This is a genomic window from Synechococcus sp. C9 (assembly GCF_022984075.1).
GTDB lineage: Bacteria > Cyanobacteriota > Cyanobacteriia > Gloeomargaritales > Gloeomargaritaceae > Gloeomargarita.
On the sequence record NZ_JALAAD010000001.1, the window covers coordinates 1,624,452 to 1,638,224 of the forward strand.

The following is a 13,773-nucleotide window of genomic DNA, read 5'->3' on the forward strand; positions in this document are numbered from 1 at the left end:
AGCGCATCACAATTTGAGATTTTAGACCAATATCTACCAAAGAGTAAGACAAAAAAGCATGTAGTTTCAAGGCATGCCATCGTGAATGCCATCATGTATCAGCTCAAAAATGGCTGTCAATGGCGAGACTTACCTCGAGATTTCCCCAAGTGGCAGACTGTGTACTCTCAGTTTCGGCGATGGCAAAATAATGGTACTTGGGAAAGGGTATTGGTAGCATTGGAGAAAATTGAAAGAGAGAGATTAAAAAAAAGAATATCCTAGCTTGCTCATAGGGGACTCTATGTGTGTGAAGAACACAGATACAGCAGGCATTGAAACGAAAGGATTTTGTCACTATAAATGCACTAACGGAATCAAACGGCATTTATTGGTGGATACTTTAGGGAATCCCTACTTTATCTTATGTAGTAAAGCAAGCCTGAGCGACAATCATGGATTATTAGAAATAATAAGAGAGCATAAACAATTCTTTTTAGAACTGCCTCAAGAGGTAACAATTTTACTAGATAACGGCTATCAAAAAAGATATTTAGAAGAAGAGATAGAAAAAATGGAACCACTTTTGCGGAATAAGATAATCATTGAGATATCAAAAAAAATTACACCGGAACAGAAAGCCAAATCGAAGAAAGAGAATCCACAGAAGCAAGGATTTGTGGTGATTGCGAAGCGATGGATAGTAGAAAGAACCAATGCGTGGATAAATCAATGCAGAGTATTATGGAAAAACTGTGAAGGCTTAATCAAGACAAGTCAAACAAAAATCAGAATTTGTGCCATACGCTTAATCCTACGTAGAATCGCTTAAAATGATTGCAAACAGGTTCTATAAATTCAAAGTTAGCGGTCGCAGGGGGGAACCCCCCGCCCTTGGTTCTGGGGAATTTCTGTTTGCCAATTCAGGAGGATTGCTATAAATATAGATTTATTTCCACTAACTGCATAGGAGTATTACAGATTGACTTAGCCTGACGGATTGTAAATATTTTGTCATTTCTCTAGGATTATTCCTAGAATCAAGGTTGTAGCATAGTTCTAGGTATAATTATCCAATCGCCATGTCCCTGATGCCCTTGTTTTGCTCCTGTTTTTGGTGATGTTCATGACAGAATATGATCAGACCCATGTGTTGCCCTCCGGGGCGGTGAACACCTCTCCCCAACCTATGCAACCAAAAGTGCCTTTTCCGCCGGAAGTGCGGGAACTAATTGCCAGTTTGAAATTTCATTTCCGCAAAAGTTTAACCGAGATGCCCTTAGAAGTAGCTTTGCTGGCGATGCGGGAGGCTTGGAAGGGATGTAATGGGGAACAGGATGCCCCTCCACCGCCACCCATGCGTCGTTAAATCATGGCATTAGCATTTACGGACATGACCGCTCTACCAACCCTCGCCGAGGTGGATATTTTGGTGGTCGGGGGGGGAACCGCAGGGGCTGTAGCGGGGATTGCGGCGGGGCGCACGGGGTATCGGACGCTGGTGGTGGAGCAGTTGGGGTATGTGGGGGGAACCCAGACCGGGGCGTTGGTGACACCGATGATGCCCAATCAGGTGGAGGGGGTGCCGCTCAACGGGGGGATTGATGCGGAAATTAACCGGCGCATGAATGATTTGTACGAATCAGGGGTCTGGTCGGACGGCAACCGGGGCTGGTTTAACCCGGAGTCCCTGAAGTGGGTGTTGGAGGAAATGCTGTTGGCGAGTGGGGCACAGCTTTTGTATTACAGTTTTTTTGAGGATGTGATTCTCGCTGAGGGGCAGGTGGTGGGGATTGTGGTTACCAATAAGGCGGGGCGGGTGGCAATTTTCGCTCAGCGTACCATTGATGCCACCGGGGATGGGGATGTGGCGGTTCGGGCGGGGGTGCCCTTTGCCAGTGGCGACCCGGAGACGGGGGTGAATCAGCCGTTTTCGGTGCGGTTTCACCTGGGGAATGTGGATTTACAGCGGTTGGCGGCGTTTTTGCGTTCCCTGGGGCGGTCGGAAATTCTCCCGGAGGCGGAGGGTTCCCAGGTGCCTTTGCTCCATACGGCGATGGTGTGGGGGCGGGGCTGGACTTTGGAGCCGTTGTTTCAGCAGGCGGTGGCAGAAGGGGTGCTCCTGCCGGAGGATGGGGAGTATTTCCAGGTGTTTACGATGGCGGGTCGTCCGGGGGAGTTGGCGTTTAATTGCCCTCGCATCAGTGGGCAGGTGGATGGGACGAATCCCTGGCATTTGACCCAGGCGCAAATTTTGGGGCGGCGGGCGATGCGGCGGTATTTGGCGTTTTGTCGGCGGTATTTGCCGGGGTGTGAAAACGCTTATCTGGTGCTGAGTGCGCCCTTGGTGGGGGTGCGGGAGTCCCGGCGGATGGTGGGGGAATACGTGTTGACGGAGGCGGATGTGTTGGGGGCACGGAAGTTTCCCGATGGCATTGCCCGCAACAATTACCCGATTGATATTCACCGTCCCACCAAGGATCAGCGTCCGGGGTTGACCCGTCTGCCGCCGGGGGAGTACCACGAAATTCCCTACCGCTGTCTGGTGCCCCTGGGGGTGGAGCAGTTGTTGGTGGCGGGGCGGTGTCTGTCGGCGACCTTTGCGGCCCAGGGGTCGGTGCGGGTGCAGTCCAACTGTCGGGCGATGGGGGAAGCGGCGGCGGTGGCGATGGGAATGTCCTTGGATGCTCAAATTCCACCCCGGCAGGTGGATGGGGTGCAGTTACGCCAGAAATTGATTGCCCAAGGAGCGTGTTTGTAAATGCCACGTTATTATCAAGTAATTATTCACGACCGGCAAAAAAATGCCATCTATCGGGCGCAGGTGCCTGGGGATCAGTATTTATTGACGAGTTTAGAAGCCCAGGGGATTGCCCTGCCCTTTGCCTGTCGCAATGGCTGTTGTACCACCTGTGGGGTGCGAGTGTTACAGGGGGAGGTGTACCAACCGGAGGCATTGGGGATTTCGTCAGCACTGCGGGCGCAGGGGTATGCCCTGACCTGTGTGGGCTATGCCCGGTCGGATTTGGAGTTAGTGACCCAGGACGAGGACGAATTATACGAGTTGCAGTTTGGGCAGTATTTTGGCAAAGGGCGGGTGCGGGTGGGGTTGCCTTTGGAAGAGGAATAGGCGTTGCATCATGGGCGCATGAATTGGGATGAGCAGAAGGTTTATCCTAACAAGTACTTAAAACGCCACTTATAGCCGATTTCAATGGAATAGGGGTGGCAGGGGCACCGTCCCCGTCCTTGGTTCTGGAGAATTCTTGTTTGTTAATCAAGTAGGATCGCTATAGTTGTTATTTGGTGATCCTGCATCACATGGGCACCGTTTCATTCAGCAATTCCAAATGCTCCTGGATGGCTTCCAAGATTAGCACTCGCACTTCATCTTCAGATTCAGCAACGGCTACGCATCCCGGCAATTCGGGAACGTATGCACCCCAACTGGTTTCCCCTTGCTCAATCACATAGTCGTACATGGTGTTAATCCTCTTAGAATGCGACACTTTTTAGGTATTTGCAATCGTCCTATCCCCTTCTAAGACAGGGTTTACAGGTAAAGGCGAATGTCGCAAACTTGTTTGAAATTACTATGATTTTCCCGCCACCATCACCAGTCCTGCTTTAGTCGGATGTCGGAAGTGCCTATGGCTCCCCTTCGTTCGCACCTGATACCAGCCATCTGCTTCTAAACGCGCGATCACCTCCCTAACTTTCATAGTCAGGCATTCGCACCTTGGATACCAAGTGCCCGTAGGTTTGACTCACCATGCGTAAATTGGCGTGATCCGCTACCGCCGCCGCCTGCGCTAAACTCCATTCCCCTGATCCAATTTTTAGCCAGTTTTTATACTCCCAACATACCCTAACACCACCCAAACTGATCCTAACTCAGACTATGTGTACTAATGGGATGACGGTGGAATGCGGTGTCTGGCGGGTGAAAGAGGCTTTTAATGCCTATCGGAGCGGCGGGATTTGAACCCACGACCCCCACTACCCCAAAGTGGTGCGCTACCAAGCTGCGCTACGCCCCGAAACTAGCTTCATCATCATAACCTAAATCTATCCCTTGCCGCCGTCTCCCCCTACCCCTTATACTGTTATTCATAGTCGTTATGAGTTTGAATTAGCATGGATACCCCAAGGGTGGAAAATGTGGTGATTATTGGTTCGGGACCGGCGGGTTACACGGCGGCGATCTATGCGGGACGGGCCAACCTCAAGCCGGTGGTCTTTACGGGGGTCGAGCGGGGCGGACCGGCGGGGGGGCAGTTGATGACCACGACGGAGGTGGAAAATTTCCCCGGTTTTCCCGAGGGGTTGACGGGGCCGGAACTGATGGAACGGATGCGGGCGCAGGCGGTGCGCTGGGGAGCGGAGTTGATCCCGGAGGATGTGCTGGCGGTGGATTTGCAACAGCGACCCTTTGTCCTGCGGTCGGCGGAGCGGGAGGTGCGTGCCCATGCGGTGATTATTGCCACGGGGGCGACGGCGAAACGGTTGCACTTGCCCTCGGAGGAGAAGTTTTGGAATTTGGGCATTTCCGCCTGTGCGATTTGCGATGGGGCTTCGCCGCTGTTTCGGGGGGTGGATGTGGCGGTGATTGGCGGGGGGGATACGGCCTGCGAGGAGGCGGTTTATCTCACCAAGTTTGCCCGCCATGTGCATTTGTTGGTGCGTTCGGAGCGACTGCGGGCGAGTAAAACCATGCAGGAACGGGTGTTGCGCCACCCCAAAATTACGGTGCATTGGCACACGGAGGCGGTGGATGTGTATGGGAATGGCACCTTGCAGGGGGTGCGGGTGAAAAATAACCAAACCCAACAAGAGCAGGATTTGCCGGTGGGGGGCTTGTTTTACGCCATCGGGCACACCCCCAATACGGATTTGTTCCAGGGGCAGTTGGCCTTGGATGCGGCGGGTTATATTGTCACCGAACCGGGTACGGTGGCGACGAGTGTGCCGGGGGTGTTTGCCTGTGGGGATGTGCAGGACCATGAGTACCGGCAGGCAATTACGGCGGCGGGCACGGGCTGTATGGCGGCATTGTTGGCGGAACGGTGGTTGACGGAGCAGGATTTAGCCCAGGAGTTTGCCAGTGCCCCAGCAACCGCAACGGCTACCCCAGCGGCACCAGCCCCATCGGTTGCCCCGGCATCCCCATTTGACCCGCACCAGCCGATCCAAACCGGCAGTTATGCCCTGCGGAAGCTGTACCACGAAACGGACAAACCCCTGTTGGTGATGTACAAGGCTCCCGGTTGTGGTCCCTGCCGTTCGTTGAAACCGATTCTGGAAAAGCTGGCTGGGGAATTGGCTGACCAGATGTACCTGGTGATCATTGATATTGAAGAGGACCCGGAAATTGCCCAAGCTGCTGGCGTGACTGGGACGCCCACGGTGCAACTGTTCCACCGCAAGGAACGGCTCCAGGAATGGCGGGGGGTCAAGCCCAAAAGCGAGTACCGGGAGGCAATTCAGCGGTGTCTGTCCGTCACATCGGGGTAAAATGGGGGCATTTCCTTGCGTGGGGGGCTTATGGCGGCAACGCTGGCGCAGATTGTCAGCTATCTGGATGGGATTGGTTGGGCATACGATGTGAGGACGGAGGAGGGTCGGGTCGTCACGGGTGTCCAGGCAACCCATTTGGAAAATTTACTCATCGTGATTGCCCTGGAGGAGGCGGGGGAATTTTTCAAAATTTATGCCCCCCAGGTGCTCAGTGGGTTAAAAAATCATCCCCATTTGGGGGCGGCTTTGCAGACCCTCCTGACGATTTCCTGGGAAACCAAAATGGTGCAGTGGGAATACGACCCCAGCGACGGGGAAGTGCGCGCCATGATTGAATTTCCTTTGGAGGATTCCTTGCTCACCCAACGGCAGTTCTTGCGCTGTTTGGATGCCCTGGTGAGGATTGTGGATGAAAAAGCCTTTCCCCGGTTGCAAAAAACCCTGCTCACCGGTCAAGACCCCGGGGATGAGGCGGACGATGAACGGTTCTTGCTGGAATTTGAACAGCATTTGCCGGGGGTCGCCGAACGGATTTACCGGGCGGTCAGCCGTCGCAAACAACGGATTCAGAGTTTTCCCCCTGGGGAAGATTAACCCGCTAACCAATCCAAAAGTAGGGGATTGACCAACTCCGGGGCTTCATCCTGGGGACAATGCCCCACCCCAGGCAGGGTGACAAAGGGGTGAATTTGGGGAAATTGCTCAGCCAAACGTTTGCCCAACGCCAACGGCTCCCAGGGGTCTGCTTCCCCCCAAACCAGCAGTACCGGGCAGGTGACCTGGGGCAATAAATCTTCCAGCAATGGTCCATCGCTGTAGCGCACAAACGCCAAAAATACCTGCGCCGCCCCTGGGTCTTGGGAGGGTTTGTACAGCATTTGGACTAAATCATCCGTAATGGCTTCCCGGCGGGCATAGGCTTGCTGGAGAATGCGGCGAATCACCTGGGGTTGCGCCAACCGCTGGAAAAACCAAACCCCAAACGGCTCCCAGCCCAGGAGATTTTGGAATACGGGTGCCCCCCACCGGCGATACCAGGGCAGTTGTGCCCGTTTGCGCCGATGCAGTAACCGCAAAGAGGGGTTGAGCAGTGCCACCCGCGTCACCCATGCCGGAGCCTGTACCGCCGTCTGCAGTGCCACGATCCCGCCGATGGAATTGCCCACCACCGCCGCCGGTTCCCCCACCACTTCCCGGATAAAATCCGCCACCAACGCCCCCCAAGTTTCAAAGGTGTAGGCAATTTCTGCCCCTGGCGCGGGTTTCGCCGACCCCCCAAACCCCAGCAAATCCAGGGCAAACCCCCGATGCCCTTGCCCCAACACCCCCAAATTCTGCCGCCAATGGTCGCTGGAAGCCCCAAACCCATGCACCAACACCACCGGCGACCCCTGTGCCCCCGCCCGCTGGTAACGAATCCGCTGCCCCCGCCAAAAATATTCCATGATAACTGATGTAAATAAACTGTCATATCTTTTATAAAGTTTACTAAAGAAATTTATGTTTATGTAAATGCGAGTAAAGTTCCTGTGGGATGGGTATCGCAGGCATTGATGTAAGTACAAATTAAGTAGGGCACTGGGAATGAATTTATCTCCTGTCGGGGGTAAATGCGCGCAAAAGTCCCTATTTGATGGGGTTTATCGCCCGCCCCGGGGTGAACCGAATTGCCCCAGGATTACGAAGTTTTCTTAATGCCCTCTTTAGATTGTGCCAAGATGAAGGGTAGGGGGATAACCCCAATTCATTACATTGCAGGTACAGACCATGATGAAGTCAGTGGTGAACCTGAATGAGCAGTTGATCATCAGCGAAGTGGAAGCGGTGTTGGATAGCTATCCCCACCATCCCTATCAACAGGCGTTTGCCATTCCGGCGTTGCGGCAGGAGTTGGTCGCCTATGTGCTCAACCATCTGCCCGGTGCGGGGATGTATGTGGCGCAGGATCGGGATTGGGATGGGCGGCAATCCTGTACGGCACGGCGCTTGGAGATTGAAAAATTGCTCCACCAGGGGATTCAAGAAATACTGCAACAGCGGGGGGATTGGATCAGCCACCACATTCCCAGTGTGGCGGAAGCGGGTCGGGAACCCTCCCATTGGTTTGGTTAATTTCGGGCTGGTTGGATGAGTTAGTGGAAGTGCTTTAATTTCGCTCATCCGGTTTAATTTCCTGCCCCACCCGATGCAGATGCAGAATATCGCTGATTTTGCGGACGTGGCTGAGGGCGGTCTCCAACTGGGCGACGTTGTGGACATCCACCCGGAGGGTAATCACCGCCGTTTGGTTGGCACGGGTGGTCATGTGGACATCGCTGACATTGATCCGCTGGTCGCTCAACCGGCTGAGAATGTCTTTGAGTACCCCCACCCGGTCAATTACCGTGACTTGGATCACCGCCGGATAGGTTTGGTACTGCTGGCTGGTCTCGACCCCGGACCAGTTCACAGGCAACAGCCGTTCCACCGGGATGGCTTTCAAATTGGCACAGTCCTGGCGATGGATGGAAATCCCCCGTCCCCCCAGGGTGACCACACCGATAATCGGTTCGCCGGGGATGGGATGGCAACACTGCGCCAGATGGTGCGCCAACCCGTGTAATCCCGCCACTTCATGGGTACTGGTGGATTTCCCCAGGGCGGGAATGCTCTCTGGCTCCGGGGTTTGGGTTTGTTGTTGCACAACCTCCTGCCAGCGACCCACCACCTGCTTCAGACTCACCTCCCCATAGCCCAAAGCCGCCAGCAGGTCTTCCACCTGGGGATAATTGCACCGTTGGGCGACGGTTGCCATCACCTCGGATTTCAGCAAATTATCCAAGCCACTGCGCCCCAATTCCGCCTCCAGTAGCGCTTTCCCCTGGGCAATGTGGTCTTCCCGGTTGAGTTTTTTGTACCATTGGCGGATGCGATTGCGTGCCGTATTGGTGACCACAAAATTCAACCAATCCAAACTGGGGCGGGCGTTTTCCCGGGTGAGAATGTCCACGATGTCCCCATTCCGCAGAGGCGTATGCAAAGGCACCAACCGCCCATTCACCCGTGCCCCCCAGCAGTGGTTGCCCACCTCCGTATGAATCCGATAGGCAAAATCCACCGGCGTTGCCCCCGCCGTCAAGTCCACCACATCCCCCTTGGGGGTAAAGACATACACTTCCTGGTCGAAAAAATTATCCCGAACATTGTCCACGTATTCCTGGGCATCCTTCAGGTCGTGTTGCCACTCCAACAACTGCCGCAACCAGGTAAACCGTTCATCCGCCGGTTTGATTTTGGCACCACTGCCCGCTTCCTTATACTTCCAATGGGCGGCAATCCCGTATTCCGCCACATAGTGCATCGCCAGGGTACGGATTTGCACCTCCAAGGGTTTCCCCTGGGGGCCGATCACCACCGTATGCAGAGACTGGTAATGGTTGGGCTTGGGCAGACCCACATAATCCTTAAACCGCCCCGGCACCGGCGTAAAACTGTTATGCACCACCGCCAACGCCCGGTAACATTCATCAATCGTATTCACAATAATCCGCACGGCAGCCACATCCATAATTTCGTGGAATTCCTTTTGTTGCCGTTGCATTTTTTGAAAAATACCGTACAGATGTTTGGGTCGCCCGGTAATTTCCTGAAACCCAATCCCCATTTCCCGCAAACGCCCCCCCAACTGCCCCACCACCTGTTCAATTTGCTGTTCCCGATTCGCCCGTTTTTCCGTCACATACTGTTGCATCTGCCGGTAGGATTCCGGTTCCAGGTACTTAAACGCCAAATCCTCCAATTCCCACTTAAACCGCCAGATCCCCAACCGATTCGCCAAGGGAGCAAAAATATCCAACGTCTCCCGGGCAATCCGCCACTGCGCCTCCGGGGATAGATATTCTAATGTCCGCATATTGTGCAGACGGTCGGCGAGTTTGACCACGATCACCCGAATATCCTGCGCCATTGCCAAAAACATCCGGCGAAAACTCTCCGCCTGCCGCTCCGTCTTGCTGGAAAAACTAAATTTAGAAAGTTTCGTCACCCCCTCCACCAGGCGGGTCACCTCCGCACCAAATTCCTGGGTCAGGGTCTCCGCCGTCACCTGGGTATCTTCCAAAATGTCATGCAAAAAACCGGCAGCCACCATCTGGGCATCCCCCCCCAAATCCCAGAGCAGACCCGCCACCGCCACCGGATGGACAATATAATCTTCGCCGGATTTACGCTTTTGCCCCCGATGCAGTCGTTCCGCAAAGGTAAACGCCTTAGTCATCAAAATACTGTCCGCAGTCGGATGCTGGTTTAATGCCTGTAACCACGGAGGACAATCAACGGGTTGGGAAATCGTTGCTACCGCATCCACTCAAGCTATCCACCCAGATGAACTTATGTAAATTTTATTTTAACCGATCCCGACGAATTTGTTCCCTTTGCCGTTGACCCTTGCGCTGTTCCCACCGCCAGAGCCAGGTCATCGCCCCCACCAGCCCCAGTTGCAACAGGAGGTTCACCCCAGTGCGAAGATTCCCATCCCCAGCCAGGAGGTCGGTGGCAAAAATGAACGCCCCCGCCAACCCGGACAGGGCAAACGCCAGATAGACAAACTGCCTGAGACCCCGGTAGGGCGCCTGCGCCTCTGCTTGTAACCGGAGGAACTGCTCCTCGTCTCGGTTCGCCATAGGTTTTGCCGGTAAATTTCGGTGAAGTTTGATATTCTTATATTTTAAGTGCCGGTGTAGCTCAGTGGTAGAGCACTCGATTCGTAATCGAGCGGCCGTGAGTTCAAATCTCATCACCGGCTTACCCCTAATATAGCCCAAATACCCATAAACACGGCACTACAGGCGCTGTATTAACACTGTAAACAGTTGGGGCGATTTAGCCTAAACTTGGCATAAAAAGTGGTATGGCCATCTCAGACAGTTTGTGTACTTATTGGCTACCTAAGTGAATAATTAATGGACACCTCTAAAAATAGGTCGCAGGGGCACCGCCCCCGTGCTTGGTTCTGGAAACTTTTTGTTTATAAATCAAGGGACTTTTAGCTCTCTGAGTTGGATGATGTAACCCGTATGAGAAAATACTTTAATGGGGGTGCTGAATAGTCGGACTCCTGCTCGCCTGAACGCTGGCAAAATAATTGTTTGCCATCATTATTAAATCTCAGAACAAATGTGCCTCCTGTCTTTACGTTGACAGTAAAAAGCCCTAGCCTTCACGACTAGAGCCGACATTCCACAGGGAGTAACTAACATGGCGTATCGTAACCTATTTTAGAGGAAAGTGCCAGACTCATTCGTAACATTTCGCACCCAGTGCCAAAAACTGGGCTTGCGCCTTGTGCAGGGCTTCCCACCACTCCCGCTCCGGGTCGCTGTCGCTGACAATCCCGGCTCCCACTTGCCCCCAGGCGACCCCCGTTCCCGCCGGAAACAGCAAGGTGCGAATCAGGATATTCCAATCCATCCGCCCGTGTTGGCTCCAATACCCGCAGGAACCATAAAATAAATTGCGGGGATCGGGTTCCAATGTATGTAAAATCTCCATACATCGTACTTTGGGACAGCCGGTGATCGTGCCTCCGGGGAAAACGGCTTTTAGCACATCGGTTACCGTACACTCTGGGCGCAGGGTGCCGGTAATGCGGCTGACCAGGTGCATGACATGGCTGTAAAATTCTAGGGTCAAGAGTTCGGGGACCTGCACGGAACCCCATTGGCAGACCCGCCCCAGATCATTCCGCTCTAAATCTACCAACATAATGTGTTCCGCCCGTTCCTTGGGATGGTGGCGCAATTCCTCGGCAAGCATTTGATCCGCTGTGGGGGTGCGACCTCGGGGGCGAGTCCCAGCAATCGGTCGGGTTTCAATGTAGTTATCTTGTACTAAAACCAGGCGTTCTGGAGAACAGCTAACCACATGACCCCAAGGGGTTTGCCAATAACAGGCGAAGGGGGAGGGATTCAACTGGGTTAAATTTTGATATACCCGCCAGGGGTGGATGGGGGTGGGCACCCCAAAGCGCAGGGAGAGATTGGCTTGGAAAATGTCCCCCGCTTGGATGTGTTTTTGCACCTGCTGTACCCGCTGTTGGTACGCCTGGGGAGAAAGTTGCCATTGGACAGGGGCAAGGGGGGTTGGGTCGGGGACAGGGTCAGGGCAGGGGGTGTTGAGTTGGTGTATTAATTTTTGCAGTATATCATTAGCACTAGCCCCCAGGGAGAGTCGGTGCTGTTGATGATCCAAAATGGCGCACCAGTCGGGTTGAAACCAAAAGGCGACGGGAAAGGGGAGGGGGTCAGGGGCAAGGGGGGGCAACCGTTCCCATGCCCAGACAGCTTCGTAAGCCAGCCAGCCCCACCAACCGCCGGTGAAGGGGAGGGGAGGATCGGGGTTCGCACCCGGTTGGGGCACCAGATTTTGGGTCATCCAGGGCAGGAGTTCCGCCAAAGAGGGTGTCACCCAGCGGCTTCCAGCGGCACAGAGGGAATAGCGTCCACCGCTCCCAGGGGGGCTTTCCAGCAGGGCGGCGAGGGGTTCTGCCCAGGCGAGGTGGCGAAAGAGGTCACTGCCTGTGCGTCCGTTGCGGGGGAAATGCGCCCAAACCCAGTCAGTCCCAGCCATAGACCAGGCGCAGACCGCACAAACCCGCCAAACCCAATAGGGCAAGGCTATCTGCCCACCGCCAGCGGGAGGGATACCAATTCAGGGGGGGGGGTTGGGTCGGGGCATACCCCCGGGCCACCATTGCCACTGCCACCTGCTCCGCCCGCAGAAACAGGTTTAGGAGCAACCGGTCGGCTACCAGCAACCACAGGCGCACCACCTGCCGCAGTTTGAGCTTTGACCAGCGAATCCCCCGCATTTGCACCGACCGCACCAGATTTTGCACTTCTTCCAGCACCAGGGGGATAAATCGTAAGGACAGGGTTAAACATAAACTGATTTCGCCCACCGGCAAGCCCCAGCGTTTGAGGGGCTGTAAACACCAGGTCATGGCGGCGGCAATCGCTTCACTGGGGGTTGTCAATAGATATAAATGGGTGGCATAGACCAGGGTAAAAAACAAACTGCCCAGCCGGAGCGCCAACTGCCAGGAGCGTTGGGTGATGGTGAACCAGTGCCATTGCCAGAGAATGTAATGGTAATTGGTGGGGGGGGTGGCACCCTCGGGGGGCAGGCGGGGTTGGCTGGTCACGGAGAGTCCATCGGGAGCTAGGGCAATAATCACCAGCAGGAGCAGGGAAAAAATGCCCAAGCCCAGCAGTTGTTTCCCCCAGACCCGCCGGGGCAGACCGGCAATCAGGGTCAAAACCAGCAAAACCACCACCAGCATCCCCCGCCAAAAATTATTCGCCAGGATGGGGGTCAACAGTAACGCCATCAGCCAGCCCAGTTTCACCCGGGCATCCAGGCGGTGTACCCAGGTTTGGGGGGATTCTAAATACAACCCCAGGGGCAGGGAGCGCATTAAATCCATTGGTTCCCTCGCTCAAGGGCGGGTGACAAGAATGGTCATCTGGCGTTCAAAACCTTGGAGGGTTTCGCTGAGGCTCCGCAATTCCTGGAGTTGCTGTTGGTTGTGAATGTCAAACGTGCGGAGTTGGTTTTGCAATTGTTGCAGTATGCCTGCGGTATTTTGGATTAATGTCATCAGGGCGGTGACTTGGGCGATACAGGTATCCTGCCCCATCTGGGCATATTGAATATTGCGGACTAAGGTGGCTTCCAGTTGATCCAACTGTGCCCCCGCCAACTGACCGACCCGGCGTTTTTGCCTGCGTACCTGCGCCAGTTGTTTTTCCAAATCCTCCACCGAAAGCACCCCATCGAAGCGGGTTTGGTACAGCCGTTGCACCCGCTGATCCACCGCTTGGGGGAGGGTTTGCACCTGGTTGCAGACTTCCTGCACCGCCACCAGCAAATCCAAATCCGGGGCATCCACCAGCAACCGGGATGCCTGTGCCTGTACCTTTTGCGCCGCCTGTACCAAAAATCCGACCTGTTGCCGCAGTTCCCGAATCTCCCTGGACAAAGCCCCATCATCCAGGGGTGACTGTTGGCGTTCCCGCCAGTGCAAAACCCAACTGCCCCCCAGGGCAATCACCACCGCCACCGCTAACATCAACCAACGGGGCAACCAGAATACCCGTACCCCCACCACCAGCACCAGGGCGGCAGTGAAGATCGCCGTAGGATAATGGAGGGGATTGATCAGCGGCACGGAATTGACAGAAGTGAGCATTACTTTCCAGATTAAACGGTTGAGGCACTAGACTGGTACAGAGGATTCAT

General features: G+C 54.7%; 15 protein-coding genes and 2 tRNA genes. 8 read left to right on the top strand and 9 right to left on the bottom strand.

Annotation, left to right across the window (positions count from 1 at the left end):
- Positions 1–265 precede the first annotated feature (265 nt).
- The 4 genes from MLD66_RS08075 (at position 266) to MLD66_RS08090 (ending at position 3,109) form a co-directional block, all read left to right on the top strand.
- Positions 266–811: a transposase gene (locus tag MLD66_RS08075; protein WP_281438412.1), complete on the top strand. Its 546-nt coding sequence runs from the start codon at positions 266–268 to the stop codon at positions 809–811.
- Positions 812–1,105: 294 nt separating this feature from the next.
- Positions 1,106–1,348 (top strand): hypothetical protein, encoded by a 243-nt coding sequence (locus MLD66_RS08080; protein WP_247216773.1) that lies wholly within the window; start codon positions 1,106–1,108, stop codon positions 1,346–1,348.
- 3 nt (positions 1,349–1,351) lie between these two features.
- Complete coding sequence (locus tag MLD66_RS08085) at positions 1,352–2,740, top strand: FAD-dependent oxidoreductase (RefSeq protein WP_247216775.1); 1,389 nt, start codon at positions 1,352–1,354, stop codon at positions 2,738–2,740.
- Positions 2,741–3,109, top strand: coding sequence for a 2Fe-2S iron-sulfur cluster-binding protein (locus tag MLD66_RS08090; protein ID WP_247216777.1), 369 nt, complete (start codon positions 2,741–2,743; stop codon positions 3,107–3,109).
- 187 nt (positions 3,110–3,296) lie between these two features.
- Here MLD66_RS08090 and MLD66_RS08095 read toward each other — a convergent pair whose 3' ends face one another.
- The 3 genes from MLD66_RS08095 to MLD66_RS08105 all read right to left on the bottom strand — a co-directional run bounded on the left by MLD66_RS08095 (position 3,297) and on the right by MLD66_RS08105 (position 4,019).
- Positions 3,297–3,461, bottom strand: coding sequence for a type II toxin-antitoxin system HicB family antitoxin (locus MLD66_RS08095; RefSeq protein WP_247216779.1), 165 nt, complete (start codon positions 3,459–3,461; stop codon positions 3,297–3,299).
- A gap of 229 nt (positions 3,462–3,690) precedes the next feature.
- Positions 3,691–3,861 (bottom strand): hypothetical protein, encoded by a 171-nt coding sequence (locus tag MLD66_RS08100; RefSeq protein ID WP_247216782.1) that lies wholly within the window; start codon positions 3,859–3,861, stop codon positions 3,691–3,693.
- Positions 3,862–3,945: 84 nt separating this feature from the next.
- A tRNA-Pro gene (locus MLD66_RS08105) sits at positions 3,946–4,019 on the bottom strand.
- A gap of 97 nt (positions 4,020–4,116) precedes the next feature.
- Here MLD66_RS08105 and trxB point away from each other — a divergent pair.
- Both trxB and MLD66_RS08115 read left to right on the top strand, forming a co-directional pair.
- Complete coding sequence (gene trxB, locus MLD66_RS08110; RefSeq protein WP_247216784.1) at positions 4,117–5,493, top strand: thioredoxin-disulfide reductase; 1,377 nt, start codon at positions 4,117–4,119, stop codon at positions 5,491–5,493.
- Positions 5,494–5,523: 30 nt separating this feature from the next.
- Complete coding sequence (locus tag MLD66_RS08115) at positions 5,524–6,090, top strand: hypothetical protein (RefSeq protein WP_247216787.1); 567 nt, start codon at positions 5,524–5,526, stop codon at positions 6,088–6,090.
- Here MLD66_RS08115 and MLD66_RS08120 read toward each other — a convergent pair.
- Positions 6,087–6,941, bottom strand: a complete 855-nt coding sequence (locus MLD66_RS08120) for an alpha/beta fold hydrolase (RefSeq protein WP_247216789.1) — start codon at positions 6,939–6,941, stop codon at positions 6,087–6,089. The genes MLD66_RS08115 and MLD66_RS08120 overlap by 4 nt on opposite strands.
- A 322-nt stretch (positions 6,942–7,263) precedes the next feature.
- Here MLD66_RS08120 and MLD66_RS08125 point away from each other — a divergent pair, with 322 nt between their 5' ends.
- Positions 7,264–7,608 carry a late competence development ComFB family protein gene (locus MLD66_RS08125; protein WP_247216791.1) on the top strand — a complete coding sequence of 115 codons (345 nt, stop codon included), beginning with the start codon at positions 7,264–7,266 and terminating at the stop codon, positions 7,606–7,608.
- A gap of 34 nt (positions 7,609–7,642) precedes the next feature.
- Here MLD66_RS08125 and MLD66_RS08130 read toward each other — a convergent pair whose 3' ends face one another.
- Positions 7,643–9,841, bottom strand: coding sequence for a bifunctional (p)ppGpp synthetase/guanosine-3',5'-bis(diphosphate) 3'-pyrophosphohydrolase (locus tag MLD66_RS08130; protein ID WP_339396944.1), 2,199 nt, complete (start codon positions 9,839–9,841; stop codon positions 7,643–7,645).
- A 34-nt stretch (positions 9,842–9,875) separates the two neighbouring features.
- Complete coding sequence (locus tag MLD66_RS08135) at positions 9,876–10,157, bottom strand: DUF3493 domain-containing protein (RefSeq protein ID WP_247216793.1); 282 nt, start codon at positions 10,155–10,157, stop codon at positions 9,876–9,878.
- A 50-nt stretch (positions 10,158–10,207) separates the two neighbouring features.
- Here MLD66_RS08135 and MLD66_RS08140 point away from each other — a divergent pair.
- Positions 10,208–10,279: transfer RNA gene (locus MLD66_RS08140), tRNA-Thr, on the top strand.
- Between the two features lie 491 nt (positions 10,280–10,770).
- Here the strand turns inward: MLD66_RS08140 and MLD66_RS08145 are convergent.
- The 3 genes from MLD66_RS08145 to MLD66_RS08155 are packed head-to-tail and all read right to left on the bottom strand — an operon-like array spanning position 10,771 to position 13,723.
- On the bottom strand, positions 10,771–12,102 hold the full coding sequence (locus MLD66_RS08145) for an anthranilate synthase component I (protein ID WP_247216794.1): 1,332 nt from the start codon (positions 12,100–12,102) through the stop codon (positions 10,771–10,773).
- Positions 12,089–12,958, bottom strand: coding sequence for an energy-coupling factor transporter transmembrane protein EcfT (locus tag MLD66_RS08150; RefSeq protein ID WP_247216797.1), 870 nt, complete (start codon positions 12,956–12,958; stop codon positions 12,089–12,091). Before MLD66_RS08150 ends, MLD66_RS08145 begins: the two co-directional genes overlap by 14 nt.
- A gap of 12 nt (positions 12,959–12,970) precedes the next feature.
- A complete protein-coding gene (locus MLD66_RS08155; RefSeq protein ID WP_247216800.1) occupies positions 12,971–13,723 on the bottom strand; it encodes a hypothetical protein in 753 nt (250 codons plus the stop codon).
- Positions 13,724–13,773: the final 50 nt, after the last annotated feature.